Origin of the sequence: Candidatus Accumulibacter phosphatis (assembly GCF_000024165.1) — a bacterium.
Lineage (GTDB): Bacteria > Pseudomonadota > Gammaproteobacteria > Burkholderiales > Rhodocyclaceae > Accumulibacter > Accumulibacter phosphatis.
On sequence record NC_013194.1, the window covers coordinates 2,605,682 to 2,629,697 of the forward strand.

Sequence of the window (24,016 nt, forward strand, 5' to 3'; positions counted from 1 at the left end):
AACAGGTGATGAAATCGGATAGCGAGATTGCCACGCTCGGCGGTGGATGCTTCTGGTGCCTCGAGGCGGTCTTCGAGCAGGTGGTTGGCGTTGAGTCCGTGGTGTCGGGTTATAGCGGTGGCCATCTGGACAGCCCGAGCTATGCGGCGGTCTGCAACGGAGGGAGCGGTCACGCGGAGGTCGTCCGGATCGTGTTTCATCCCCTGCAGTGCAGCTTCCAGCAGATTCTTGAAGTGTTCTTTGCGATTCACGATCCGACCACGCCTAACCGGCAGGGGAATGACGTCGGAACGCAGTATCGGTCGGTTATCTTTTGCCACACGGACGAACAGGAGCGGGAGGCAAGGGCGGTGATTGCCGAACTAGACAGCGAGCGGCTCTGGTCTGCGCCGATCGTCACCGAAGTACTGCCGGCAGCGCGCTTTTTTGCCGCCGAACCATATCATCAGCAGTATTTTCGCCGCAATCCTGACCAAGGCTACTGCCAGGTTGTCGTCAGCCCCAAGCTCGCGAAGTTTCGCAAACGCTTTTCCGCTCGTCTCAAGGCGAATCAATAAAGTCGCGCAGGTCGCTGACGAAACGGTCGCGTTCCCACTGGTGTGGCGAGTGATCCGTGCCTTCGTAGATGTGGAGCACCGCACCGGCGATCCGGCTCTTGACGTAGTGCGCGGTGTCAGCGCGATAGTAATTGCTGGCACCCCCGTAAACGAGAAGAGCGGGAATGTCGATCCTGCCGAGAGTGGCGCGGTAGTCAGCTTCGGTAAGGCTTTCCCAGCAGGCGATCAGCGGCGCTGGATCCTGTTCCTGCAGCCATTGTCTGGCCTTCTCCAGGCCACGCGAATTTTCTGCATACTTGCGTCTGGCTTGCTCGTTGAGACCCATGCCGCCAAGTTGGAGGACCGATTCGGCGAAGTCGTGTTCAAGTTGGCGGAGAAAAGCTGCCGAACGTTCGTGGTCGAAGTCGCCATAGATGCCGTTCAACCAGTCATCGTCAGTGAGCAGTTTTGGCGACTGATCAATGAAGCACACCTTGCGTAGGTCTCTACACCCGTTGTCGGTGATGTATTGCCACAGCGTCAGGGCACCCATCGAGTGGCCAACCGCCACTACGTCCTGCAGCGCGTAGTGTTCGATCAGGTTACGGAGGTCTCGCGCCATACGCTGTACCGTCGGCAGGGTCGCGCGTGACAGGCGATGCCCGCCGTGGCCGCGTGCATCCCAACGATAGACGCGGTGGTGCGCCATCAGTTGGCCAAGAAATGGCGTCCACTCGCGATGGCTGGCGGTCCAGCCGTGAAGCATGAGGACCGGCGACCCATCACCGGCGACTTGAACGTGGATCTTTTCTCCATCGTCGGCAAAGAAGTGCGTCATGTATTGGGCCAGCAGGGAGGGAAATGGTACGGATGGGCAGATGCGGACAACCACAACTATAATCGCTGTCCAGCGAAAAGGGAACGCTGCACATGAACGCCTTCGAATGTCTCGGGCATGATATCTACGCGGTCGACGCTGGTTACGTTCGGCCTCTACTCGCCGCAATTCACTTGGTTGTCGAGAATGGCCGCGTCGCCATCGTCGACACCGGTAGCAAGGGTGCGCTCGAGCGCACACTCGATGCACTGAAGATTCTCCGCTTGACGGCGGCCAGCGTGGATTATGTCATGTTGACGCATGTCCACCTCGATCATGCGGGTGGGGCCGGGCAGATGATGCAGGCATTTCCGCAGGCACGACTCGTGGTGCATCCACGTGGTGCGCCGCACATGATCGATCCGTCAAGGCTGCTGGCAGGTGTGACTGCTGTGTATGGGGCGGCGGAAGTTGTTCGACTTTATGGGAAGATTCTGCCGATCGAGGAACAGCGAATCATTCTCGCGACGCATGGCTCTCGGGTCGATCTTGCTGGCAGGGAGCTTCTTTGTCTGGATACTCCGGGGCACGCCCGGCACCATGTTTGCGTCCGTGATGGGCGGAGCGGCAACATCTTCACGGGCGACATCTTCGGTCTTTCCTATCGTGAACTCGACACCGATGGTCGTCAGTTCATTTTCCCGACGACCACTCCGGTGCAGTTCGACCCCGCGGCGATGCATGCCTCGCTCGATCTGTTGATGGGTCTTCGGCCGTCAGCGCTCTACCTGACCCATTACAGCGAAGTTCGGGAGGTAGCGGCGAAGGCCGCGCGACTGCATGGCTTGATCGAGAAGCATGTCAGCATTGCGAGATCCGAGAGGAATGCGGGCGACGAGAGGTACCCGCGCATCCGCGCCGGGCTGGTGGATCTCCTCCTTGACGAAGTGCGACGCTTCGGCTGCAGATTGTCGCCGACTCGGGTGTTGGAGCTGTTTGCGACGGATCTGGACTTGAACGCGCAAGGTCTCGTGGTTTGGCTCGATACGCAGAGTTGATTCAGCCCTTGGCGATGCGCCGAAAGAAGGCCCGCCGAGAAGCTCCCGTCTTGGCGACCGCAGACTTCGGCGCCTCGGTATCCGGGGGGCTGGGGTTGCTGAAAAGCGCAGCAAGTGCGGCAAGTGCGGCGGCGCGGGCGGCTGTCTGCGAGGCAAACTGCCCGGGAGGGGCGAAGAGCGGGCAGTACTGGTAGGCCGGGATCTCGGCGCTGCCGTCGTGGTCGGCGATGAACTCGAGAGGACCAATCGGGAACTCGATGTGGCAGCGCGCTCCGGCAGGACGGTCGGACCACAGGTTGCCGCCTCCAGGAAGGACAAAGAGATTGATGAACCAGGGCGTCACCAGCGCGCCCACCCAGTCGCCTTGCGCAGATGGACGCGACCGGCCGGCCGGGTCGCCACTCGGTTGCGGTGAGTTGTCCTCAGCCAGGGGAGATGCGGTCAAGGACTGCCAGCGACGAAAGCCAACCGCTTCCACTGAAAGGGCAGGGTTGATGAACGGCAGATCGCGCATGCTCGTTGCCCAGATGCGTTGGTACATCGTTTCGAGAAGCGGCGTCGGGTCCACAGCGATGGGTTGTGCCGGCGACGGCTGTGGCGCCTGAAAAGCGGCCTTGCGGACGTTGCGGCCCATTATGGGCGGCGCGCCGCTAGTCGGCTCGGAGGTCGGCAAAATGCTGCTCTGGGTCGTATTCACCGGCGAGTGAGGCCGAGAGCGCGGCGAGCGCGTCTTCGATCAGAACCAGCGCGTCATCATCGACGACCTCCCTGGCCATTCCGAGTGAGGCCAAGACCCACGTCCCAAGCGGTTGGGGCCCGATCAGCATCATGTTTATGCGCTCACGCCGCACGGCACTCCCTTGTCGCCGCTCGACGAGTGCGAACTCGCCTCCTTCACCACCGGCATCTTCCAGCGCGACGAGTTGCATCGGCAGCGACAGGCACATCAGGCGGCCTCGGCGGTCACGGGCAGTATGTGCATGCCAAGCGTTGCCAGTTCGTCGGCCACCATGCGCAGCAACTCCGGGATGCCCGCCTCGACGGTCTCGCTGAGTTCCATGCCCAGCGCCAGGGACTCGGGTTGCATGCCCAGAATCGCGGTGTACTTCGGCGCCCTGCCCAGGAGTTCGAGGGTGGCCAGTACGTCGGCGAGGCCGATCTGGTGAGGGGACAGCTTGCTGCGAAAGAACACCGGGACCGCATCGCCTGCCAGGCGGATCGGCGTGCCTGGTGGCTTGCCGGCGCGAATCGCGTCCACCATGATCAGCGCATCGAGCCCTTCAAGGTCCTCGAGCATTTCCATGCCGCTGGTGCCAGCGTCGATGATCCGGATTGCTGGGGGCAAGCAATAGCTGAGCGGCAAGCGCTCGATCGCTCGGACGCCGAGTCCTTCATCGGTCAAAAGAATGTTGCCGGCACCCAGCACAACGATTCGCATGTCGGCTTCCAATTCAGGGGGTGCCCATGTCGGGGGTGAAGCCCGGCGAAGAAAGCAAAATCGAGGGCGACATCAAGCCACCTTCACGCTGACCATGGCCCGTGTCTCCTGGTCGACGACATGGACTGCGCAGGCGAGGCACGGGTCGAAAGAGTGCACTGTCCGCAGCACTTCCAGCGGCTGATCGGGAATGGCGACCGGCGTTCCGGCGAGGCAGGCCTCATAGGCACCGGGCTCGTCCTTCTCGTTTCGTGGCGCTGCATTCCAGGTGGTTGGTACGACGCATTGGTAGTTCTTGATCTTGCCATCGTCGATCACGATCCAGTGCGAGAGAACGCCGCGCGGTGCTTCATGTATGCCGACGCCGGCAATCTCGCCCTTGGGGAACGCCGGTCTGTTGAAGGTCTTCAAGTCGCCCTTGGCCATGCTCGCCAGGAGCAGATCCCATTGTCGCGCCAGTTCGTCGACCTCGACCGCGCAGGCCACGGCGCGCGCAGCGTGCCGACCAATGGTGGAGTGCAGTGCCTCCAGACCGACCTTGGTCTTGGCGATCGTGGACACTAGTTCGAGTGCGTGCGTTGCGTAGTCCACCGTCGGCTTGTGCCCGGCTGCAACCATCGCCAGTACGCGTGGCAAGGGACCGACCTGCATAGGTTTGTCATAAAACGTGGGCGCCTTCAGCCATGAGTACTTGCCATCCTCCTGGAAGTCGGTGTACTGCGGGCGGGTTTCCCCCTTGTATGGATGCAGCGGCCCTTTCCCTCCCTGGTACCACGAGTGCTTCACCGATTCGCTTACACCGTCCTTGAAGTAAGCGTCGTTGTGGGTCTTGATTTCCTTGAAGCTGGCCAAGTCTCCGCCGGCGATGTGGCCTCCCGGTAGCGCGAACTGGGTGTTCTTGCCGTCGAGCGGAATGTCGGGAACCGAGATGTAGTCGACGATGCCGCGGCCGATCGCCGTCCACTCGGGATAGAACCCGCCGACGACCGCGACGTCGATCAGGTAGACGTTCTTGACGAAGTCGGCGAGTTGATCGATCCATGTCTTGACCGCCAGCAGGCGCTCGACAGTCAGTACCGCCTGCGAGTCGATCGCCAGGGCGTTGGCGACTCCGCCGACCACGACATTCTGGATATGCGGCGTCTTGCCACCGAGAATGCTGACCACCTTGTTGGCATGCCGCTGCACCTCGAGTGCCTGCAGATAGTGGACGACAGCGATCAGATTGACCTCGGGCGCGAGCTTCATCGCCGGGTGTCCCCAGTAGCCGTTGGTGAAGATACCGAGTTGACCGGTACCAACGAATCCTGTCAGCCGATCCTTGACCTTGGCAAACTCGGTCTTGCTGTTGCCCGACCAGGTCGACAGGCTCTCGGCGAGGCTCGCTGCCTTGCCAGGGTCGGCTTTCAGGGCGCTGGTGACATCAACCCAGTCGAGCGCCGAGAGGTGGTAGAAGTGCACGATATGGTCGTGAACGGCATGCGCCAGAATGATCATGTTCCGGATGTACTGGGCGTTGACCGGCACTTCGAGTTGCAGCGCGTTCTCGACGGCGCGTACCGAAGCGAGCGCATGGACTGTAGTACATACGCCGCAGATGCGCTGGGTGATCGCCCAGGCATCACGTGGATCGCGCCCGATCAGGATGTTCTCGACGCCTCGCCACATCTGGCCAGAGGCCCACGCTTTCTTGACCTTGCCGCCGTCCACTTCGACATCGACACGCAGGTGGCCTTCGATTCGGGTTACTGGATCAATCGTGACTCTTTGCGACATTTTCTTGTCTCCTGGTAAGAGCGTTAGCTGCGCGCCGGCTGAGCGTACGCGTCCTCACGCGGCAGGACCGGGAATCGGCGGGTGATGTAGATATAGCCGAACACCTCGGCGGCGAAGATGCCGATGGTGACCAACAGTTCCGGCACAGACGGGAAATAGCTCCAACCCGGCCCGGTGTCGAAGGCGATCAGGAAGCCGTTCAGGCGCAGCAGGATGCCGCTGAGCATGACGGCGATGCCGGCGAGGAACAGCCTCGCTGGATTGCGGCGCGCCTCGGTCGTGCGGATCAGCAGGAAAGCAGCGAACAGACAGGCGTTCTCGATCCAGAAGGTCAGCGCAATATAGGTCGGCTGGAAGGCCTCGCCGATCACGCCGCGAACGACGAGGTCGGCAAATCGCGCCACCAGAAAGATGCCAATGATACCGAGCATCACCGTTGCCATCGGATTGAGCAAAGGTACCTCGACTTGCCGACGGTAAGCCGAGGCGGCAACGCAGGACTCGAACAGTATGACCCCATAGCCCAGCGTGATTGCCGAAAGCAGGTACAGCAGGGGCTGTATCGGGGTCTGCCAGAGGGGATTGACCTGGCCACCCATGACCACGAGCATCGTTCCCAGTGAAGCCTGATGCATCATCGGCAGGACGACGCCAAGCGCGATGAAGAAGAACAACACCTTCTCGAGCTTCTTGCGGGCGTCGCGCAGGCCCAACTTCTCGAGAAAGACCGGCTGTTACGTCCCGCGATATCTGGAACTCTTCAACCCGAGCCATTCGAGGTTGAGATGATGGCAAAGTCCCACGCTGACGCCGGAAGAAGAGGTTCCGGCGTCAGCGTGGGACGAGAGGGCTAGAAGGGCTCGCCTGGAGGTATTCTCCAAGGGGCTTCGGGATCGTAGAGGTTCATCTGACGGCTGCGGTGGCGGCGAAGCTGGACGAGGTAGCGGGCCTCACAAGCAGCGGCGAGTTGGTGAAGGAACTCGCTGATCGCCGCCGCACTTTCGTCGGAGAGGCCGTCGGGGAAGAGGGAGTGAGGGCGGCGTTTCATCGCAACTCCTCGATAGCCGCTTGCAGCAGATCGTCGGGCAAATGATTGAGTGCGCGCGGCACCGCCAGACGCATGGCGGTGCGCAGGATGCGCCCGGCGTGGCGCGGCAGGCCCTTGCTGGCTTGGCGCAGGAGTTCCAGGCCGGAATCGGTGAGCAGGGTATGCGCACACCCGGCGCTCTTGAGGGCATGGCCGACGAGTTGCGCAAAGCGCTCGCGTTCGAGCACCGGTCGCAGATGCACGCGTGCCTGGATGCGGCCGGCGAGTGCGGCGTAAGACGCCCGTTCGAGGGTTTGGGCGAGGATCGGGTGACCGACCAGCCAGACAGTGATGAGATCGCGCGAATCGAAGGCGAAGTTGAGAAAAGCGGGGAAATCGCGGAAGAATTCGGGTGGCAGATTCTGCGCCTCGTCGAGGATCCAGACCGGCAGAAGTTGCTTGGCGTCGGCCAGATGATGGATATGCGCCTTGATGTCGCGCCACAGTTGGGCGCGACGATAACTCGGCTGAAGGCCGAGGGATTGGGCCAGGCACCGGTAAAGGTCTGCCCGTCCGAAATCGGTCTCGGCATGGTAGATGACTTGGTAGCGATGCGGATTGAGCTTGGCGGTCACGAGGCGCAAGGCGGCCGTCTTGCCCACGCCGGCCTCGCCGGTCAGCAGGCCGAGGCCCGGCGATTGCAGAAGCCACTGGAAGCGCTCGGCGAGTTGCGCCAGCGCACCGTCATCCCACAGCTCGGCGGCGTCCTTGCCCAGAGGCGGATGGCGCAGACCAAAGTGTTGCAGATACATCTTCAGTCTCCTTTGCGGTCGTAATACTGACGATAGGTGAGTTCGATCAGATTCGGGCCAGACGGCGAGGCGGGAGCGGCGTCTGTCGGGTCGGATTTATTTCGTTGGCGATCGAGATTGCCCAGGGCATCGAGCGGGGTCGCGGCGCCGATCCCCTTGCCGTGCTCGTCCTCGACCTCGATGACCGCCCCGCTATGCGGATCGACGACCAGACACACCGTCTTGCCGGAGAGTTCGAAAGGCACTTCGAAGCGCGCCCCCTGATACGACACCGTGCCATCCTTCCTGACTCGACGGCTGACGCGATACCGGAACAAGGCATCGAGCTGCGCGGCCAGCGCTCCCAGCGAACGAATCTTCGACAAATCCTGCTGGTAGCGCGCGAGCGGCGTCATCCCGTCGAGGCCGGCATGCGGCGTATGGTGATAGACCCGCTCCAGCCAGGCCCAGAGACGCGCATTGAGGTCCTCGAAACTGTTGATGTGGCGCTCGTCGAGTTCCGACAGGAACTGGTCGCGGCAGGTCCGGTGCCAGCGCTCCAACTTGCCCTTGCCCTCGGGCGCATAGGGCCGGCAATAGATCAGGTGAATGCCCAGGCGGGCGCAGATCCCCTGCAGGGTCTCAGCGCGGTAGGCCGCGCCGTTATCGACGACGAGCTTGATCGGGATGCCTCGCTTCAGCAGCGCCTGCTTGAGCACCCCTTCGATGTCGAGCGCCGTTTCGCCGGGGCAGAAAGCGCTGTGAGCCACCAGACGTGAGGCATCGTCGAACAGCGAGACGAGATACCCCTTGACGAGCTTGCCCTCGTGAGGCACGCGGGGACCGTGCATCACATCGCCATACCAGATGGCGCCCGCGGAAGCGGCGACGAAGCTGCGCTTCTCCTCGGGCAGGCTGGCCGAGCCGCTGATCCGCGACAGGCCGTGCTGTTGCAGCAGCCGGTGGACCGTCGAGCGCGACAGGCTGCCGCGAGCCACCGTTCCGGTGGCTTCGAGCAACTGGCGAATCTGACGGATCGAGCGGCGCGGGTTGTCGCGCTTCGCGGCAAGGATCGCGGTCTGAATGGCTTGCGATAGCTTCGATTGCCCGCGGTCGATACGGGTCTTGGGTGTCAGGCCATCGATGCCCTGGGCAAGGTAAGTGTAATACCAGCCCTGAATCGTCTTCTCGGCAACATGGCGCCGACGCGTGCCGGGAATGGTGTATTCGCGCTCGGCCAGGGCGCGGATGGTCTGCTGCAATTCGCCGTGATCCAGCCGTTCCCGGCTGGTCAGCGAACCCAGGACGGACAGGCGAAACAAGGCGATCGGATTGATTCGATTCATGACGACTCCTCGGGGTGAATGGGAGTCGTCATCAAAACAAAAGGGCCGAAATAATGCCACGAGCAAACTGTGTGGGGACCCCGCCCGGGCGGGGTCCCCACCGTCCGCCACTCGCTCGGTGTCAGGAAATCATGGGACGCTCATCTCTTGATCGAGCCAGAACATGGCCCGCGGCAGACCCAGGCTGTTGAACACCTGGTGCCAAAAGCCGTGCGTGTCAACGGCCCGGCCGAGTTCGGCAAAGCGCACGCGCAGGTGAAACACAAAGTCCTTTCCCCGCTCCTGCAACCAGTTCCACCAGCGCGCGCCCGTGTGCCGGTCAGGTGGACCGCCGGGGTGCTCTGCCGCGCCGTTCAGCCGCTGCTGCAGGACTTGCTGTTGCACCGACCAGTCATACCAGCGTCGCGGTGCGATACATTCCGGCAGGCGCGAACACGTGCGTCGGCATCCGGCACAACGGTAGCGAAGGATGGGGATCGGGTTGAGCCGTGGCGGCACGGCTCGGCGGTCGGCCTTTCGCTCATAGTGACCATGCTGATGGACCACTCCCAGCCCGCAGTGCGGGCACGACTTCGGTCGATACACTTCAGCGGCCTTTTGAGTCGTCTCAACGTGCTGCTCAAGCGTGGTGATGCCGGCTACAATTCGTTGCATGGGCTGGGCTCTTTTCTATCTCGGTCGTCTCGATAACTTCCCACGATAGCAGAGGTGTTCCAGCCCTTCTCCGTCCTTCTTCATTCCGCCTTCGCTCAGGAGATCCTTCGATCTTCCTGCTCAAAGTACGCGCGATATTCAAAGCCCTTCAATCCCGTTTAGGGGCGGACGTAACACCGGCGAGAACTCGATCCACATGACGATGATGTACAAGGTGATGCAGGCGGCGACCTCGAACATCACCGAGTTGACGTTGAAGTAGCCTGGCCAGAAGATGTGCCAGAAGTTCCACCAGCGACCGAGATCGAAGGTGATCGCGGCACCCGCCAGCGTGTAGCCGAACAGGCTGCCGAGCAACGCCGGACGCACCAGCGGATGGTACTTGCCCTGGTTGAAGATGTAGACCAGCAACGCCATACAGAAGCCGCCGCAGGCCAGGGCCGAACCGATGAAGACGTCCACCACAACCCAGATTCCCCAGGAGTAGCCATCGTTGACGTTGGTTGTCGAGCTGAGTCCAAAAAGAAGACGGACCACGACGATCGTTGCCATGACCGTCATGAGAACACCACAGACAAGGGTCGTGGCATTGAACAGGCTGCCGCCAACCGGCGCCGGTGCGGCATGCTGGCGAGCGCTCATGATCCCTCCTTCCGCCGTTCGTCCGTCGGCGCATCGTCTTCATGATGCACGTTGCGCTTGGCGACATAGGTCATTGCCCCAAGGACTGCAAACGGCATCAGCAAGCCGCCGTAGAGAGTGTGCTGAATCGTTTCCGAGGTTGACGCCGACGACTTGGGCGGCAGGTAGGGCATGCCGACCTTCTCGAAGTCGACGGCCGAGAGCTTGAGAACCTGCGTGCCACCGTACTCGGTCTCGCCATACACGTGCTGCTTGTACTTGCCGACGTAGCCCTGGTAGCTCTGGTCCGGCCCGCCGCTGAGGTTGCCGCGCGGATAGGTGGTCAGGCTGCCCGGTGCGAGCGCCAGACGTCGCTTGGCTTCGCTCAGCAAGTCGCTGGTCCGGCCGTAGAGCGTCGCACCGGTTGGGCAGACCTCGGCGCATGCAGAGTAGTGACCATCCTTGTAGCGATGCCGACAGAGCTCGCACTTGCCGATCTTGCCCGTCGGCGAATCGTACTGGTACTTGGGGATGCCGAAAGGACAGGCGACGACACAGTAACGACAGCCGACGCAAGCCTCGGCGTCGTAGGCGACGATGCCCGTCTTCGGATCCTTGGTCATCGCCGTCACCGGGCAGGCTGAAACGCACGACGGGTCGGCGCAATGCATGCACGAGGTCTTCATGAAGGCGTAGCCGTTGGTCTCGTCATCCTTGCTGGCCATCGTGCCGCTGCGATACATCTTGATGATATTGAAGGTGTAGCCGCTGGTATCTAGAGGCGTGTCCCAGAGCTGGTCGGTTGTCGAGAACTCGGGCGGATTGTCGTTGGCTCGCTTGCAGGCCGCGACACAGGCTTTGCAGCCGATGCACAGCGTGCCGTCGTAGAGGAGGCCAAGCGCCTCGGGCGGGCGCTCGTACGTGTCACGCGCGCTGGCCGGGGTGTTGACCGTGCCGGCCACAACGGCTGCGCCGGCGACACCGACGCAGCCTTTGAGGAAGTGGCGACGGGAGTTGTCATCGGTTCGTTTATCAGCAAGTTCGGTAGCCATCTCACACCTCCGTCTTTTCGCTCGCAGCCCTCGTTCTTTCGGCCTCCTCAGCCTTGTGGGAAAGGCCCAGATTGCGCGCCACCACGGCCGCGCCACCGGCTGCTGCCCCGGCAACGGCAGCAAGTATTGCGGCCGACCCCAGGGTGGCGCCCATCCCCTTCTCTTCGACGATGCGCGGATACTGCTGTGGCGGGTCGACGTTCTTTACTTTGGCCAGCATGTGAATCGGCTTGCTGAAGCCCACACCCTGCTCGGTACACCCGATGCAGGGGCAGCCACAACCCACCGGCCAGGTGCCAGCACCGGCATCGCCGAACAGGATGCTCGGACAGTTGGCGTAGGTTTCCGGCCCCTTGCAGCCGAGCTTGTAGAGGCAGTAGCCCTTGCGGTGGCCCTCGTCGCCAAAGTCGATCGCAAAACGACCGGCATCGAAGTGGGCACGGCGTTCGCAGTTCTCATGGACCAGGCGCGAGTACGCAAACTTCGGCCGACCCAGGTCGTCGACTGGCGGCAACGCGCCGAAGGTGAGGAAGTGCACTACCGTCGACAGGAAGTTGTAAGGGTTCGGAGGGCAACCCGGAATCGTCACCACCGGTTTGCCGAGCACCGCCGCGACACCGGAGGCCCCGGTCGGGTTCGGGTCGCCGTTGGATGGCATGATCGACGGCATACCGCCCCAACTCGCGCACGAGCCGATGGCGATCACGGCCGCGGCATCTGCGGCACACTCCTTCGTCAGGTCGATCGCGGTCTGACCGCCGATCTTGCAGTAGATGCCGCCATCGCGCGTCGGGATCGCGCCTTCGACGACCAGAATGTAGCTGCCCTTGTTTTCCGCCATGGCCGTCCTGCGTGCCTTTTCGACCTGGTGGCCGGCAGCAGCGAACAGCGTCTCGTGGTAATCGAGCGAAATGACGTCGAGAATCAGCCGCTCGAGGGTCGGGTGCTCGGCGCGCAGCATCGACTCCGTGCAGCCCGTGCACTCCTGGAAGTGCAGCCAGATGACCGATGGCCGCTTCTTGGCCGCGACCGCTTCGGCGACCGCCGCGTCGGCTCCCGCCGGCAAACCCAGGCTGGCTGCCACGCTGGCGCAGAACTGCAGAAACTCTCGTCGCGGCATGCCAAGTCGCTTGCTCGCGACGGCGATGTTCGCATCACTTTCCAGCTTCAGCAGACTGGTGTTTGCCATTTCCCGCCCCCTATCTCGTCGCCCGACCGCAGGTCGGGAGGTTCACATCGATACCGCCCCCGAAAGCACTTGTGTAGCCAATGCCGCAACTGCACCCAAGAAGCGTGCCAAGGAGAGATGTTGGTAATAAACAGGGGCTTGGTTTTGGGTACGGCGGCCACTTCAGTAAGCGAGCTTTGCGTCTGGAGTTCGAAGTGGAAACCTGGTATCCACCGGCGTCGAGAGCGGCGGGTTGTCCTGAGTTCAGCACGCGAGATAGGCGTTCTCGGCGGACCACCACGATATTCGCTGCTCGCTCTCACCGCCCGATTTCATCGTTGCACGCCGCGTTGATTCCCCCTACGATCTCGACATGAACGAATTCCGCTGCTCGCTGGATCGCCAAGCTGCCCGGGTGCCGACCCGCAACAGCGTGTCGCGCGTTCCCTGTCGCCTGCCGACGGACTCTGCGCTGAAGCGTGCCGGGGCAAGCCGGGAGTCGCTGGATGGCGAGGACCCTTGCGATGTCCAGTTTCCGGTCACCCACTGAAGCGCTGCAGGCGCACTCGCCGATCGCCGCCGACGGCCTGCCGGAAGCGCAAGCGGTTTTCCACGGGGTCGACGAGGCGGTCTGGATCGAAGTGATCCGCAAGATGGACGAGGTGTACAACGACCTGCTGCAGTACGAGGTCGCTCTCGAGCAAAAGAATGCTGCCCTCGAGGACTCGCAGCAGTTCATCGAAAGCGTTCTGGCGTCCATGTCGGATATCCTGATTGTCTGCAACCGGCACGGGGCCATCCAGGAAGTTAACGACTCCTTGCGGCGTTTCATCGGTCAGGACGAGACCGTTCTGTATGGACGACCGGTCTGCGAACTCTTTGCCGACGACGTATCACGGCAAAGGGCTCGCGACTTCTTTTCGGCAGCGCGGCCGGCGTCGGTCCAGGATTGCGAGCTGCTGATCAGCGGCCGCGACGGCAACTCGCTGCCGGTTTCGCTGAATTGCACGCCGCGTTTGTCGGGAACCGGCAAGTTGGTCGGGATGGTTCTCACCGGGCGGCCGGTCGGCGAATTGCGGCGTGCTTATCATGCTCTGCGGCAGGCGCACGAGGATCTGAAGCGTACTCAGCAACAGCTTCTGCAGGCGGAAAAGATGGCCTCGCTCGGCCGTCTGGTCGCTGGTGTGGCGCATGAACTCAACAATCCGATCAGCTTCGTTCTCGGCAACGTGCTGGCCATCAGACGCTATGCGGCGCGCCTGCAGAGCTATCTCGATGCGGTGCACTCGGACGCCTGCGTGCGATCACCGGCGCTGGAGGCGATGCGGCAGGACTTGCGCATTGATCGAATCCTGGAGGACATCACTCCGCTTCTCGACGGCATGACTGAAGGCGCCGAGCGTACACGCGACATCGTCGACGGACTCAAGCGCTTCTCGGCTGTCGATCGCAGTGCCGACGAGCCGGTCAACCTCGCTGAAGTTCTCGCCCGGGCGGTGCGCTGGGTCACACGGGCGGCCATGCAGGGTTTTCGTGTGACTGTGGATCTGCCCCAAGAACTGCCCATCATTGGCTCTTCCGGGCAGATGCAGCAAGTACTGATGAACCTCGTGCAGAACGCGCGGGATGCCACTGCAGGGGGCGAAGCCCCCACTCTCGAGATCAGTGCCGAGCGGTGCAACGGTACGGTGATCCTCAGCTTTGTCGACAATGGACCGGGAATCGCCGAAGCAAACCTGCCGCGCCTCTTCGACCCTTTCTTCACGACCAAGCCGGTTGGACAGGGAACAGGGCTTGGGCTGTCGATAAGCTATGGCATTGTGGAGCGGCACGGTGGCAAGCTGGAAGCCGCGAATCGGCCTGGAGGGGGCGCTGTATTCACGCTGACGCTGCCGCTCGCGCCGGTTTAGCCAACGTATGGGTGGTGCCTCGGCGCGCTGCATCGGGCGTCGGTCACCTCGTGTCGCCACCGTTGGTAGCTACGCGTTGATAAGCCGGGAGAGCAACGAAGTTCAGTTGGTGGGTATCAAGGCCACCGACTTGCGCCTTTAGGATTTCATCGTCTGACGGAAACTCGCATTTTCCCAACATCAGGCGCCAAAGAGAGGTTGCCGGGATGCCCGCGAGGCGGTGAACGAAAAAAGCGCCCCAAGGCAGTTCATTCGGACGGCTGACGAAACATCTGCTGCTTTGCCGAGAAGCTCTCTACCAGACACCGGGAAGTTTCACCGGGAACTTTCGGTGATGTGCCTTGGTAGGCGCGATTGGACTCGAACCAACGACCCCCACCATGTCAAGGTGGTGCTCTAACCAGCTGAGCTACGCGCCTCCAGTGAAGCCACAAGTGCAAGCGACTTCAGGGAAGTGCGCATTATACGGCCAGCCAACGGCAAGTCAAGCGGTGCGAACCTCGTCGAGCGCCGTGTATGACGGAGCCAGCGGGCACGGTGGTCGGTGCTCACTCGCCAATCACGTCGCTATTGGCCGGCGGGGTGAAGCGGAACAGTGATGGCGCAAGGCGCGGATTGCGCTCGAGATGGGCAAACCGTAGCGAGGTGGTCTGGCCGAGGCTGTCAAGCAGTTCCATCGCCCTCAGATCACTCCCGGCAAAGCCAAGGCTCACCTTCTCGAAACCGCTGTCGGGCGATCGCGGCGTCGCCTCAACCCACTCCAGTCCATCCTTGTCGCCCGCCTCGCGCAAGGTGAAGTTCTTCTCGATCGTGCTTTCACCGGCGAGTAGAGCGGCTGGTGTGCCGCCGAGGGCACTGCCCACCTTCCGGACGGTGACCTGGCGGAGATCGGGGTCGTGGATCCATACGCGTTCTCCATCTCCTACCAGCAACTGCGCATACGGTTTCTCGATCTCCCAGCGAAACTTGCCGGGGCGCGCGAACATCATGACACCGCTCGACAACTGCGGTTTGCGGCCATTCCTCGCGGCGACGCTTTGCGCGAATTCGGCGCGCATGGTCCGCGTCGATTCGAGGAACTGGTGCAGCTTGTCGATTGCCCCAGCACTCACTGTCTGGGTGATGAGCAGGCAGATGGCTGCGAACAGGGTTCGGCGCATCATTCCTCGTCCCTGCGCGGGGCCAGGACTTCTCGACCACCGCGGGCGTCCATCGCAGAAACGAGTCCAGCCTTCTCCATCGCTTCGATCAGGCGTGCCGAGCGATTGTAGCCGATGCGAAGATGGCGCTGAACCAGCGAAATCGATGCCCGGCGGTTCTTCAGCACCACTTCGACGGCCTGGTCGTATACCGGGTCGGCTTCACCATCGGTGTCCAAGGCGCCGTTGTCAGCGCCGGCTGGGCCGTCACCGTCTTCGTCGGCACCGCCACCGCTGAGGACGCCGTCCACGTACGCCGGGGCACCCACCTTCTTGAGGTAGTCGACTACCCGGTGGACCTCTTCGTCGGCAACAAAGGCACCATGAACTCGCGTGGGATAGCCAGTGCCCGGTGCGAGGAAGAGCATGTCTCCCTGGCCGAGCAGGGCCTCGGCTCCCATCTGGTCGAGGATGGTCCGCGAGTCGATCTTCGAAGAAACCTGAAACGAGATTCGGGTCGGGATGTTGGCCTTGATCAGACCGGTGATGACATCGACCGACGGTCGCTGCGTCGCCAGGATCAGGTGAATCCCCGACGCACGGGCCTTCTGGGCGAGCCGGGCAATCAGTTGCTCGACGGTCTTGCCGGCAACCATCATCAGGTCGGCGAGTTCGTCGATGACGACGACGATGTAAGGCAGGATGCTCAGCGGTTCGGGGCTGTCGGGGGTCAGCGAAACCGGATTGGGGATCTTCTCGTCGCTCTTTTCGGCATCCCGGATGCGGTGATTGAGGCCGACCAGGTTACGCACGCCCATTGCCGACATCAGCTTGTAGCGCTTCTCCATCTCGGCGACACACCAGTTGAGGGCGTTGGCCGCCTGCTTCATGTCCACCACCACCGGCGCGAGCAGATGCGGGATACCCTCGTAGATCGACAGTTCGAGCATCTTCGGGTCGACCAGGATCAGCCGCACCTGATCGGGCTCGGCCTTGTAGAGCAGTGACAGGATCATCGCATTGATGCCGACCGACTTGCCGGAGCCGGTCGTGCCGGCGACCAGCAGGTGTGGCATCTTGGCCAGGTCGACGACGGTCGGTTGGCCGCCGATGTCCTTGCCGAGAGTCATCGTCAGCGGCGAACTCATGTCGCTGTACTCCTTGCTGGAAATGATCTCCAGCAGGCGCACCATCTGCCGCTTGGGGTTCGGCAGTTCGAGCGCCATCGAGGACTTGCCAGGCACCGTTTCGACGACGCGCACGGAGACCAGCGACAACGAGCGGGCGAGATCCTTGGCGAGATTGAGGATCTGTACGCCCTTGACACCCACGGCGGGCTCGATTTCATAGCGGGTGATGACGGGGCCGGGGTAGGCGGCGGTCACCGCCACCTGGACACCGAAGTCGGCAAGCTTGCGCTCGATCAGACGCGAAGTGTACTCGAGCGTCTCGGGCCTGACGCGGTCGCCGTGCAGCGGCGCGGGTTCGAGGAGATGCAGCGGTGGCAGCATGCCGCCGGGTACGGCTTCCGGAAACAGCGGCACTTGCCGCTCACGTTCCATGCGTTTCTCGACTTTCGGTGGTAGCCGCGGTGGTGCGACTGCTGCGAACTCCTCAATCGCCTTGCTCGGTGTCTGCGGGTCAAGCGGCGGCTCGGATTCGGTGGGCGGCACGGCGTGGGGCGTCGCCGGTCGATCACTCAGTGTTGGTTCCTCATGCACAGCAGGGCGCTTGGCGGGCTTGAGGGCGGGCCGGTTGGCCGCTTCCGGTTTCTGCGCCAGCGTCGGCTCATGTGCTTCGCTTCGCTTCTTCTCACCCTCGACCACCGCCTCACGCTCACGCGCGACTTCCCGGCCGATTCGGCGGTCCTGCCAGCGCTCGAACAGCCCGCCAACGCCCACGATGGCCGCCTCGAAGAGGCCTCCCACACGTTCGGCAGCGGTGATCCAGGACATCCCCGAGAAAATACTCCAGCCGAGCACCAGCATGGCGAAGAGGGCCAGCGTCGCGCCCGTGTAACCAAGATAGCGTACCGCGATGGCCCCTAGCTCGATGCCGATGACGCCGCCCGGACCGACGGGCAGGGTCGCCTTTAGGGTGTAGAACCGCAGTGCCTCGAGCCCGCTGCTGGCGACGATCAGCACGACGAAGCCGGCGAGGGCGATATAGAGCGGGCGTCGATCGCTGGGGCGCTGACCATCGAGACGCCGATAACCCCACCAGACGAAGGCAATCAGCAGAACCGTCCACCACCAGGCGGAAAGGCCGAAAATGTACAGCATCAGATCGGCCAGCCAGGCGCCGGTACGACCCGCCGGATTGTGCAGGGTCGTCGTGTGTACGGCATGCGACCAGCCGGGGTCGCTCCGCTGGTAACCCCAGAGGGAAAGCGCCAGAAAGGTCGCGATGGCGATCAGGATCAGCCAGCGAGCTTCCTGCAGGAGGATCGCGATCTTTTCCGGGAGTGGGCTTGGCGCGCTCGAGGCGTACGCCATTCGGCCGGCAAGTTTGTTCAGCAGGGCCATCGGAGCAAAGGAGTTCAGGTTGATTGGGGGCGGGAGGCTGGCACGGGTGCGGGACTCGCTGCCAGACGCTTCTCAATGATGACGATGCGGCCTTCCTCGACCCGGAAATATCCGCGATTCTCCAGATCCTTCATCACACGACTGACCATCTCGCGCGAGGCACCGATCATCTTGGCGATGTCCTGCTTGGTGAGGCGCCGCCTGATCACGCGCTGCCCGCGCTCGTCTTCGGAGAAGTCGATGAGCAGCTTGGCGACGCGGCCGTAAACGTCGAGAAGGGCCAGGCTCTCGATGTTGCGATCCGCTTCGCGCAAGCGCTGCACCAGACTCTTCATGATGTTGAGGCACAGGTCGAAGTTCTCCGCCAGGCAGCGTTTGAAGTCGTTCTTGGTGATCACCAGCAGTTCGCAGGTCTCGGTCGCGACGACGTCGGCCGAACGCGGGCTGCCGTCAATCAGCCCCATCTCGCCGAAGAACTCTCCCGGGCCGAGCAGGGTCAGAATCACCTCGCGTCCCTCTTCATCGCTGTTGAGAACCTTGGCGCCGCCACTGATGAGCACGTACAGTGAGTCGGTGCTGTCGCCGGCGCGCACGATGGTTGTCAGGCGCGGCACTCGGCGATGAAAGGCGACTTTGGCGATCTGTTCGAGTTGTGAATCCGGCACGCCGGCAAACATCGGAATGCTATGCAGCAAAGTCAGGCTGGGTCCCCTCCTGGGCTGCTCGACCTGTGTGTTCATGAGGCCTTCTTTCGTCAAGTGAAATGATTTCTATCAAGGGCTTGCGCGGCGATTATAAGGCACTTTGCAGGTTTCCGAAGCAAGCACGGAACAAAGTTGGCGCCGGAGGCGTCGGCGTTGCCGGTTATAATTTTTCCATGACCCACTACCAGAGCAAATCGAGATGACCCCAGCCACCCGTCACTGCCGCCTGCTGATCCTCGGATCGGGACCTGCCGGCTATACCGCCGCCGTCTACGCGGCGCGTGCCAACCTGCAGCCGGTGTTGATCACCGGTATGGCGCAGGGTGGCCAGTTGATGACCACCACCGACGTGGACAACTGGCCCGCGGACGCGAAGGGCGTACAGGGACCCGAACTGATGCAGCGCTTCGAGGAGCATGCGCGCCGCTTCGAGACCGAGATCATCTTCGAGCACATTCATACGGCCCAGCTTGCACAAAGGCCGTTCACGCTGATCGGCGACTCCGCGACGTACACCTGTGACGCGTTGATCATCGCCACCGGCGCGTCGGCCCAGTACCTCGGACTTCCTTCCGAGGAGGCATACTCCGGGCGCGGCGTTTCCGCCTGTGCAACCTGTGACGGTTTCTTCTATCGCAACCAGCCGGTCGCGGTCATTGGCGGTGGCAACACGGCAGTCGAGGAAGCGCTGTACCTCGCCAACATCGCCAGCCATGTCACCCTCGTGCACCGCCGAGACAAGCTGCGTAGCGAAAAAATCCTGCAGGACAAGCTGTTCGCAAGGGAAAAGGCCGGCAAGGTGACGATCCGCTGGAACTGCCTGCTTGAGGAGGTGCTCGGCGATTCGTCCGGCGTCACCGGCATGCGCATCAGGAACAAGCTCACCGATGCCACGGAGGACCTTTCGCTGATGGGCGTTTTCATCGCCATCGGTCACAAACCGAACACCGACCTGTTCGCCGGCCAACTCGCCATGGAAGGGGGTTATCTGCTTACCCAGGGCGGGCGGCACGGCAATGCGACGGCAACCTCGATTGCCGGCGTTTTTGCTGCCGGCGACGTACAGGATCACATCTACCGTCAGGCCTGCACGTCGGCCGGTAGTGGCTGCATGGCGGCGCTCGATGCCGAGCGTTACCTCGACAGCCTCGGCCTGGCGGGCTGAAACGGTTTGGCGCAGCGGCCTCTCGGCCACCGGGATGTGCCGCCTGACGGGATGAGCACCGCGAACTGCCATGAAATCACGACAGCAAGCCAACGCCGAAGATGTGGACGCTTTTCGCGCCGCCGTGGCCGGCGCGACGCCGTTGCGGCGGGCCAACCGGGTCAGCTTCGAGGGGCCGAAGCCCAGCCCACAGCCGCGTCAGCGGCAGCTGGACGAAGCGGCGGTCATTGCCGAACTGCTGCATGCACCCCTGGCCATCGATGACTGGCTCGACCTTGGGGGGGCGGACTCGTTCCTGCGCAGTGGCCTGCCGCGGGCACTGCTGCGCGACCTGCGGCGTGGTCGCTGGAGCATCCAGGATCACGTCGACCTGCACGGCATGAACCGCCACCAGGCGCACGCCGAGGTGACGCAGTTTCTCGCCGACACGCGCAGTGCCGGCAAGCGCTGCGTGCGCATAGTGCATGGTCGCGGGCACGGCTCGCCAGGTCGTGAATCGGTGCTGCGGCAACTGGTCAAAGCCTGGTTGGCTCGCTGTCAGGATGTCCTGGCTTTCTGTCACGCGCCGCCCAGCGACGGCGGCGACGGTGCCCTGTGGGTCCTGCTCAAGGCTGACAGCAGGTCGCCGCGCCGCTAGGCCGCGTTGGGCTAGGGCCTGTCGGGGCGGGCCGGTCGTGGTGGATCGCGCGACCTGGCGGCGGATCAGATCGCCGACTCGTCGGTTTCGCCGGTGCGTATGCGCACCACCTGCTCGACAGTCGTGACGAAGATCTTGCCGTCGCCGATTTTTCCGGTGCGCGCCGCCTTGACGATCGCGTCGATGGCGCCGTCGACCGCACTATCGGCAACGACAATTTCGATCTTGACCTTGGGCAGGAAATCAACAACATATTCAGCACCGCGATAGAGCTCGGTGTGACCCTTCTGGCGACCAAACCCCTTGACCTCGGTAACGGTCAGGCCGGTGACGCCGATCTCGGACAGCGCTTCGCGCACTTCGTCGAGCTTGAATGGTTTGATGATGGCTTCAATTTTTTTCATGGCCTTGGCTCCGGTAAAGATCGTAAAGAAATCGTATCAGAAATCAGGCATCGACAAGTGATCAGTACAGGTCGCGGTAGCGATTGGTGATCGGATAGCGCCAATCCTTGCCGAATCCACGCTGTGTGACGCGGATACCGACCGGCGCCTGCCGTCTCTTGTACTCGCTGATCTTGAGCAGATGCACGACGCGGCGCACATCGGCTTCGGCATGGCCCTGGGCAATGATCTGGCGCGGGCTGAGATCCTTCTCCATGTAGGCCTCGACGATGGCGTCGAGCACCTCGTAGGGCGGCAGACTGTCCTGGTCGGTCTGGTCGGGCTTCAACTCGGCGGATGGCGGGCGGCTGATGATCCGCTCGGGGATCGCATACGAGCGTGTGTTGCGCCAGCGGGACAGGCGGTAGACTAGTGTCTTGGCAATGTCCTTGATGACCGCGAAACCGCCGGCCATGTCACCGTAGAGCGTGCAATAACCGACGGCCATCTCCGACTTGTTGCCGGTGGTCAGCACCAGCGAACCGGTCTTGTTCGAGATCGCCATCAGGATCATGCCACGGATCCTGGCCTGCAGGTTTTCCTCGGTGGTGTCGGCCGGCAAGCCGGCGAACTGTTGTTCCAGCATCGCGGCAAAAGTCTGCATGGCCGGTTCGATGGCGATTTCGTCATAACGAATGCCGAGCAGGCGAACCATTTCACGCGATTCGGCGAGGCTGAGCTCGGCCGTGTAGGGGGAGGGCATCATTACTGCCCGCACCTTGTCAGCGCCCAGGGCATCGACGGCGATGCACAGCGTCAGCGCCGAGTCGATGCCGCCGGAGAGGCCGATGATGGCGCCGGGGAAACCGTTCTTGCCGAGGTAGTCGCGCACACCGAGAACCAGCGCCTGGTAAACCTCGGCCTCGAGGCAGGGGGCGGGGGCGATCGCCGCCGCCTGCGGCTCGCCGTCGACGAAATCGACGATGCCCAGCGCCTCCTCGAACTGCGGCAACTGGCAGCAGAGCGTCCCGCGCGAGTCGAGAACGAATGACCCGCCATCGAAGACCAGTTCGTCCTGACCACCGGCCAGATTCGCATAGACGACTGGCAAACCGGTGCTGGCGATACGTTGGCGCAGCACCTCGGTACGCCGCTCGCGTTTGCCGATGTGATAGGGAGAGGCGTTGAGGACCAGTAGCACCTCGGCGCCGGCGTTCCGGGCGAGATCTGCGGCACCGGCTTCCCAGACATCGGCGCAGATGTTCACCCCGCAGCGAACGCCCTTCAGTGTCAGTACGCACGGACCTTCGCCGGAGTCGAAATAGCGCTCTTCGTCGAACACCTCGTAGCTGGGCAGGCGCTGCTTGTAATACGTGGCGACACGCGTGCCGTCGGTGATCAGCGTGGCGGCGTTGTAGCAGTGCGCAGCACGCTTTTCGGGGTGGCCGACAAGCACCGCGATACCGGCGACGCGGCTGGCCAGCAGAGCGAGTTCATGCTCGCAAGCGGCGCAGAAATCGTCGCGCAGCAGCAGGTCTTCGGGGGGATAGCCGCAGAGCGACAGCTCCGGCGTCAGCAGGAGGTCGGCCCCCTGCGCGCGAGCGCGTTCGGCAAAATCGAGGATCCGCTGCGCGTTGCCGGCGAAGTCGCCGACCGTGGCGTTGATCTGGGCAATGGCAATCTTCAAAGGCATGGGCGCGACCACTAGCGAAAGGGGCGCTCGCGCGCCCCTCGATCAGCGTGACGAAAAAACCGCTCAGAAAGCCGGCTTGTCCTTGGCATCGGCGTAGCGCTGCACGCCCTCCATGATCTCCTTTTTGGCCTCCTCGCTACCCAGCCAGCCGGCGACCTTGACGAACTTGCCGCGTTCGAGATCCTTGTAATGAGCAAAGAAGTGGGCGATCTGGTCGAGGATGACCTGGGGAAAATCGCGCGGCGTTTCCATGTCACGGTACATCGGCGTCAGGCTATCGACCGGGACGGCCAGGAGCTTGCCATCCGGCCCCGCTTCGTCTTCCATCGCCAGCAGGCCGATCGGTCGGCAACGCACGACGACCCCGGGTGGCAGCGCGAACTGGGTCACCACCAGCACATCGACCGGGTCACCATCGCCAGCGATGGTGTGCGGTATATAACCATAGTTGCAGGGGTAGTGCATGGCGGTCGACATGAAACGATCGACAAAGACGGCTCCGCTATCCTTGTCCACCTCATACTTCACCGGGTCCGCGTGCATCGGAATCTCGATGATGACGTTGAAGTCATTGGGGAGCGACTTGCCGGAGGGCACGCGATCTAGACCCATGTTCGTGATCTCTCTACTGGTTGCGGGAAAGCCGATTATAACCGCCTATCGTTGCTCGGGTCACAGCGATTGCCCGGGCGAGGCGAACAGCTTGATGGGCCCCGTGCAGCGGCCAGCAACGATTTGCGGCCGAACTGCCTTGCGGCAGCGGCGGCCGGTGGCCTCAGCTGCCGCCCGCGCGTGACTGGCCCATCTCGACCATCCGGCGCGCCTCTGCGGCGAACTTCTGCGCCTGTTCGTCGTCCGCGTCGCGGTCGATGGCCGATGGCGGCGCCGCTATCCCCTTCTGGACTGCCGGCCGGGAACGGATCTGGTCACGCCAGCGCCCGAGGCGCGGCAGGTCGTCGATATCGACCCCGGACCAGCGATGCGTACGCACCCAGGCCCAGTTGGCAATGTCGGCGATCGAGTAGTCGCCGGCGAGGTATTCGTGGTCCCTGAGATGGCCGTCGAGCACCCGAAACAGTCGCCGGCACTCGCCCTGATAGCGGTCGATTGCGGGCTGGATCTTCTCCGGGAAGTAGCGAAAGAAGACATTGGCCTGGCCCATCATCGGGCCAATGCCGCCCATCTGGAACATCAACCACTGCGCAACGCGCGAGCGACCCCTAGCGTCGTGCGGCAGCAATCGTCCGGTCTTTTCGGCGAGGTAGAGCAGGATGGCGCCGGACTCGAAGACGGCGAAGTCATCCTCGGCGCGATCGACGATCGCCGGTATTCGACCGTTCGGGTTGATCGCCAGGAACCATGGCTCCTTTTGCTCGCCGCTTGCCAGGTCCAGCGCATGCAGCGTGTAGGGGAGGGCGAGTTCCTCGAGGGCAATCGAGATCTTGTGTCCGTTCGGAGTGGCGGCGGTGTACAGGTCGATCATTGGCAAGGTGTCTTGACGAGGGATGGACGTGTCGGCGTGCGGCTGCCGGCTGGCGGAGTACGATCATGCACTGGCTCTCTGACAACGGCCGTC

The 24,016-nt window shown here is 62.8% G+C and carries 26 protein-coding genes and 1 tRNA gene; 6 read left to right on the forward strand and 21 right to left on the reverse strand.

Features of this window, described 5'->3' with window-relative positions; genetic code table 11:
* Positions 1 to 8: 8 nt before the first annotated feature.
* A complete protein-coding gene (gene msrA / locus CAP2UW1_RS11360) occupies positions 9 to 557 on the forward strand; it encodes a peptide-methionine (S)-S-oxide reductase MsrA (RefSeq protein ID WP_041567824.1) in 549 nt (182 codons plus the stop codon).
* Here the strand turns inward: msrA and CAP2UW1_RS11365 are convergent.
* Complete coding sequence (locus CAP2UW1_RS11365; RefSeq protein WP_015766762.1) at positions 541 to 1,374, reverse strand: alpha/beta fold hydrolase; 834 nt, start codon at positions 1,372 to 1,374, stop codon at positions 541 to 543. The genes msrA and CAP2UW1_RS11365 overlap by 17 nt on opposite strands.
* A gap of 92 nt (positions 1,375 to 1,466) precedes the next feature.
* Between CAP2UW1_RS11365 and CAP2UW1_RS11370 the strand changes: the two genes are divergently transcribed.
* Positions 1,467 to 2,411: an MBL fold metallo-hydrolase gene (locus tag CAP2UW1_RS11370; RefSeq protein WP_015766763.1), complete on the forward strand. Its 945-nt coding sequence runs from the start codon at positions 1,467 to 1,469 to the stop codon at positions 2,409 to 2,411.
* A gap of 1 nt (position 2,412) precedes the next feature.
* Here CAP2UW1_RS11370 and hybE read toward each other — a convergent pair whose 3' ends face one another.
* The 12 genes from hybE to CAP2UW1_RS11430 all read right to left on the reverse strand — a co-directional run bounded on the left by hybE (position 2,413) and on the right by CAP2UW1_RS11430 (position 12,305).
* Positions 2,413 to 3,045, reverse strand: a complete 633-nt coding sequence (gene hybE / locus CAP2UW1_RS23780) for a [NiFe]-hydrogenase assembly chaperone HybE (RefSeq protein WP_015766764.1) — start codon at positions 3,043 to 3,045, stop codon at positions 2,413 to 2,415.
* A gap of 16 nt (positions 3,046 to 3,061) precedes the next feature.
* Entirely contained in the window at positions 3,062 to 3,358 is a 297-nt protein-coding gene (locus CAP2UW1_RS11380; RefSeq protein WP_015766765.1) for a HypC/HybG/HupF family hydrogenase formation chaperone, read from the reverse strand.
* The gene (locus CAP2UW1_RS11385) at positions 3,358 to 3,849 is read right to left on the reverse strand and encodes a HyaD/HybD family hydrogenase maturation endopeptidase (RefSeq protein ID WP_015766766.1); all 492 of its coding nucleotides are present in this window, start codon (positions 3,847 to 3,849) and stop codon (positions 3,358 to 3,360) included. Before CAP2UW1_RS11385 ends, CAP2UW1_RS11380 begins: the two co-directional genes overlap by 1 nt.
* 72 nt (positions 3,850 to 3,921) lie before the next feature.
* Entirely contained in the window at positions 3,922 to 5,625 is a 1,704-nt protein-coding gene (locus tag CAP2UW1_RS11390) for a nickel-dependent hydrogenase large subunit (protein WP_015766767.1), read from the reverse strand.
* Between the two features lie 23 nt (positions 5,626 to 5,648).
* Positions 5,649 to 6,338 (reverse strand): polysulfide reductase NrfD family protein, encoded by a 690-nt coding sequence (locus CAP2UW1_RS11395; protein ID WP_015766768.1) that lies wholly within the window; start codon positions 6,336 to 6,338, stop codon positions 5,649 to 5,651.
* Positions 6,339 to 6,475: 137 nt separating this feature from the next.
* Entirely contained in the window at positions 6,476 to 6,673 is a 198-nt protein-coding gene (locus CAP2UW1_RS11400; RefSeq protein WP_012806121.1) for a hypothetical protein, read from the reverse strand.
* The gene (locus CAP2UW1_RS11405) at positions 6,670 to 7,464 is read right to left on the reverse strand and encodes an ExeA family protein (protein ID WP_012806122.1); all 795 of its coding nucleotides are present in this window, start codon (positions 7,462 to 7,464) and stop codon (positions 6,670 to 6,672) included. Before CAP2UW1_RS11405 ends, CAP2UW1_RS11400 begins: the two co-directional genes overlap by 4 nt.
* Before the next feature lie 2 nt (positions 7,465 to 7,466).
* A complete protein-coding gene (locus tag CAP2UW1_RS11410; RefSeq protein ID WP_012806985.1) occupies positions 7,467 to 8,789 on the reverse strand; it encodes a DDE-type integrase/transposase/recombinase in 1,323 nt (440 codons plus the stop codon).
* Between the two features lie 129 nt (positions 8,790 to 8,918).
* A complete protein-coding gene (locus tag CAP2UW1_RS11415; protein WP_012806124.1) occupies positions 8,919 to 9,443 on the reverse strand; it encodes a DUF6431 domain-containing protein in 525 nt (174 codons plus the stop codon).
* A 138-nt stretch (positions 9,444 to 9,581) separates the two neighbouring features.
* Entirely contained in the window at positions 9,582 to 10,085 is a 504-nt protein-coding gene (nrfD, locus tag CAP2UW1_RS11420) for an NrfD/PsrC family molybdoenzyme membrane anchor subunit (protein ID WP_015766769.1), read from the reverse strand.
* Positions 10,082 to 11,116 (reverse strand): hydrogenase 2 operon protein HybA, encoded by a 1,035-nt coding sequence (gene hybA, locus CAP2UW1_RS11425; RefSeq protein ID WP_015766770.1) that lies wholly within the window; start codon positions 11,114 to 11,116, stop codon positions 10,082 to 10,084. The genes nrfD and hybA overlap by 4 nt, the downstream gene beginning before the upstream one ends.
* Position 11,117: 1 nt before the next feature.
* Positions 11,118 to 12,305 carry a hydrogenase small subunit gene (locus tag CAP2UW1_RS11430; protein ID WP_015766771.1) on the reverse strand — a complete coding sequence of 396 codons (1,188 nt, stop codon included), beginning with the start codon at positions 12,303 to 12,305 and terminating at the stop codon, positions 11,118 to 11,120.
* A 352-nt stretch (positions 12,306 to 12,657) separates the two neighbouring features.
* On the opposite strand from CAP2UW1_RS11430, the gene CAP2UW1_RS25550 reads away from it, so the two are divergent.
* Positions 12,658 to 12,834 (forward strand): hypothetical protein, encoded by a 177-nt coding sequence (locus CAP2UW1_RS25550; RefSeq protein ID WP_199931452.1) that lies wholly within the window; start codon positions 12,658 to 12,660, stop codon positions 12,832 to 12,834.
* Positions 12,809 to 14,194 (forward strand): PAS domain-containing sensor histidine kinase, encoded by a 1,386-nt coding sequence (locus CAP2UW1_RS11435; RefSeq protein ID WP_015766772.1) that lies wholly within the window; start codon positions 12,809 to 12,811, stop codon positions 14,192 to 14,194. Before CAP2UW1_RS25550 ends, CAP2UW1_RS11435 begins: the two co-directional genes overlap by 26 nt.
* A 342-nt stretch (positions 14,195 to 14,536) precedes the next feature.
* Here CAP2UW1_RS11435 and CAP2UW1_RS11440 read toward each other — a convergent pair.
* From CAP2UW1_RS11440 to CAP2UW1_RS11455, 4 genes are all read right to left on the reverse strand, one after another.
* Positions 14,537 to 14,613: transfer RNA gene (locus CAP2UW1_RS11440), tRNA-Val, on the reverse strand.
* A gap of 129 nt (positions 14,614 to 14,742) precedes the next feature.
* The gene (lolA, locus tag CAP2UW1_RS11445) at positions 14,743 to 15,357 is read right to left on the reverse strand and encodes an outer membrane lipoprotein chaperone LolA (protein WP_015766773.1); all 615 of its coding nucleotides are present in this window, start codon (positions 15,355 to 15,357) and stop codon (positions 14,743 to 14,745) included.
* Complete coding sequence (locus CAP2UW1_RS11450; RefSeq protein ID WP_015766774.1) at positions 15,354 to 17,858, reverse strand: DNA translocase FtsK; 2,505 nt, start codon at positions 17,856 to 17,858, stop codon at positions 15,354 to 15,356. Before CAP2UW1_RS11450 ends, lolA begins: the two co-directional genes overlap by 4 nt.
* Before the next feature lie 14 nt (positions 17,859 to 17,872).
* Positions 17,873 to 18,598 carry a Crp/Fnr family transcriptional regulator gene (locus CAP2UW1_RS11455; RefSeq protein ID WP_015766775.1) on the reverse strand — a complete coding sequence of 242 codons (726 nt, stop codon included), beginning with the start codon at positions 18,596 to 18,598 and terminating at the stop codon, positions 17,873 to 17,875.
* A 163-nt stretch (positions 18,599 to 18,761) separates the two neighbouring features.
* Here CAP2UW1_RS11455 and trxB point away from each other — a divergent pair, with 163 nt between their 5' ends.
* Both trxB and CAP2UW1_RS11465 read left to right on the forward strand, forming a co-directional pair.
* Positions 18,762 to 19,727 (forward strand): thioredoxin-disulfide reductase, encoded by a 966-nt coding sequence (gene trxB, locus CAP2UW1_RS11460; RefSeq protein ID WP_015766776.1) that lies wholly within the window; start codon positions 18,762 to 18,764, stop codon positions 19,725 to 19,727.
* Between the two features lie 70 nt (positions 19,728 to 19,797).
* A complete protein-coding gene (locus CAP2UW1_RS11465) occupies positions 19,798 to 20,364 on the forward strand; it encodes a Smr/MutS family protein (RefSeq protein ID WP_015766777.1) in 567 nt (188 codons plus the stop codon).
* Between the two features lie 65 nt (positions 20,365 to 20,429).
* On the opposite strand, the gene CAP2UW1_RS11470 is transcribed toward CAP2UW1_RS11465, so the two are convergent.
* From CAP2UW1_RS11470 to CAP2UW1_RS11485, 4 genes are all read right to left on the reverse strand, one after another.
* Positions 20,430 to 20,768, reverse strand: coding sequence for a P-II family nitrogen regulator (locus tag CAP2UW1_RS11470; RefSeq protein ID WP_015766778.1), 339 nt, complete (start codon positions 20,766 to 20,768; stop codon positions 20,430 to 20,432).
* Positions 20,769 to 20,829: 61 nt separating this feature from the next.
* A complete protein-coding gene (locus tag CAP2UW1_RS11475; RefSeq protein ID WP_015766779.1) occupies positions 20,830 to 22,440 on the reverse strand; it encodes an NAD+ synthase in 1,611 nt (536 codons plus the stop codon).
* A gap of 63 nt (positions 22,441 to 22,503) precedes the next feature.
* The gene (ppa, locus tag CAP2UW1_RS11480; protein WP_015766780.1) at positions 22,504 to 23,052 is read right to left on the reverse strand and encodes an inorganic diphosphatase; all 549 of its coding nucleotides are present in this window, start codon (positions 23,050 to 23,052) and stop codon (positions 22,504 to 22,506) included.
* 163 nt (positions 23,053 to 23,215) lie between these two features.
* Positions 23,216 to 23,923 (reverse strand): glutathione S-transferase family protein, encoded by a 708-nt coding sequence (locus CAP2UW1_RS11485; RefSeq protein ID WP_015766781.1) that lies wholly within the window; start codon positions 23,921 to 23,923, stop codon positions 23,216 to 23,218.
* Positions 23,924 to 24,016: the final 93 nt, after the last annotated feature.

Bases quoted from the DNA above. Each gene is read 5' to 3' on its own strand.
- CAP2UW1_RS11465 (WP_015766777.1), top strand. From the start codon at position 19,798: ATGAAATCACGACAGCAAGCCAACGCCGAAGATGTGGACGCTTTTCGC.
- CAP2UW1_RS11385 (WP_015766766.1), bottom strand. From the start codon at position 3,849: ATGCGAATCGTTGTGCTGGGTGCCGGCAACATTCTTTTGACCGATGAA.
- lolA (WP_015766773.1), bottom strand. From the start codon at position 15,357: ATGATGCGCCGAACCCTGTTCGCAGCCATCTGCCTGCTCATCACCCAG.
- hybA (WP_015766770.1), bottom strand. From the start codon at position 11,116: ATGGCTACCGAACTTGCTGATAAACGAACCGATGACAACTCCCGTCGC.
- CAP2UW1_RS11435 (WP_015766772.1), top strand. From the start codon at position 12,809: ATGTCCAGTTTCCGGTCACCCACTGAAGCGCTGCAGGCGCACTCGCCG.
- CAP2UW1_RS11470 (WP_015766778.1), bottom strand. From the start codon at position 20,768: ATGAAAAAAATTGAAGCCATCATCAAACCATTCAAGCTCGACGAAGTG.
- CAP2UW1_RS11380 (WP_015766765.1), bottom strand. From the start codon at position 3,358: ATGTGCCTGTCGCTGCCGATGCAACTCGTCGCGCTGGAAGATGCCGGT.
- CAP2UW1_RS11410 (WP_012806985.1), bottom strand. From the start codon at position 8,789: ATGAATCGAATCAATCCGATCGCCTTGTTTCGCCTGTCCGTCCTGGGT.
- CAP2UW1_RS11475 (WP_015766779.1), bottom strand. From the start codon at position 22,440: ATGCCTTTGAAGATTGCCATTGCCCAGATCAACGCCACGGTCGGCGAC.
- CAP2UW1_RS11390 (WP_015766767.1), bottom strand. From the start codon at position 5,625: ATGTCGCAAAGAGTCACGATTGATCCAGTAACCCGAATCGAAGGCCAC.
- trxB (WP_015766776.1), top strand. From the start codon at position 18,762: ATGACCCCAGCCACCCGTCACTGCCGCCTGCTGATCCTCGGATCGGGA.
- nrfD (WP_015766769.1), bottom strand. From the start codon at position 10,085: ATGAGCGCTCGCCAGCATGCCGCACCGGCGCCGGTTGGCGGCAGCCTG.
- CAP2UW1_RS11370 (WP_015766763.1), top strand. From the start codon at position 1,467: ATGAACGCCTTCGAATGTCTCGGGCATGATATCTACGCGGTCGACGCT.
- CAP2UW1_RS25550 (WP_199931452.1), top strand. From the start codon at position 12,658: ATGAACGAATTCCGCTGCTCGCTGGATCGCCAAGCTGCCCGGGTGCCG.
- CAP2UW1_RS11430 (WP_015766771.1), bottom strand. From the start codon at position 12,305: ATGGCAAACACCAGTCTGCTGAAGCTGGAAAGTGATGCGAACATCGCC.
- ppa (WP_015766780.1), bottom strand. From the start codon at position 23,052: ATGGGTCTAGATCGCGTGCCCTCCGGCAAGTCGCTCCCCAATGACTTC.
- CAP2UW1_RS11455 (WP_015766775.1), bottom strand. From the start codon at position 18,598: ATGAACACACAGGTCGAGCAGCCCAGGAGGGGACCCAGCCTGACTTTG.
- msrA (WP_041567824.1), top strand. From the start codon at position 9: ATGAAATCGGATAGCGAGATTGCCACGCTCGGCGGTGGATGCTTCTGG.
- CAP2UW1_RS11405 (WP_012806122.1), bottom strand. From the start codon at position 7,464: ATGTATCTGCAACACTTTGGTCTGCGCCATCCGCCTCTGGGCAAGGAC.
- CAP2UW1_RS11485 (WP_015766781.1), bottom strand. From the start codon at position 23,923: ATGATCGACCTGTACACCGCCGCCACTCCGAACGGACACAAGATCTCG.
- CAP2UW1_RS11450 (WP_015766774.1), bottom strand. From the start codon at position 17,858: ATGGCCCTGCTGAACAAACTTGCCGGCCGAATGGCGTACGCCTCGAGC.
- hybE (WP_015766764.1), bottom strand. From the start codon at position 3,045: ATGGGCCGCAACGTCCGCAAGGCCGCTTTTCAGGCGCCACAGCCGTCG.
- CAP2UW1_RS11400 (WP_012806121.1), bottom strand. From the start codon at position 6,673: ATGAAACGCCGCCCTCACTCCCTCTTCCCCGACGGCCTCTCCGACGAA.
- CAP2UW1_RS11365 (WP_015766762.1), bottom strand. From the start codon at position 1,374: ATGACGCACTTCTTTGCCGACGATGGAGAAAAGATCCACGTTCAAGTC.
- CAP2UW1_RS11415 (WP_012806124.1), bottom strand. From the start codon at position 9,443: ATGCAACGAATTGTAGCCGGCATCACCACGCTTGAGCAGCACGTTGAG.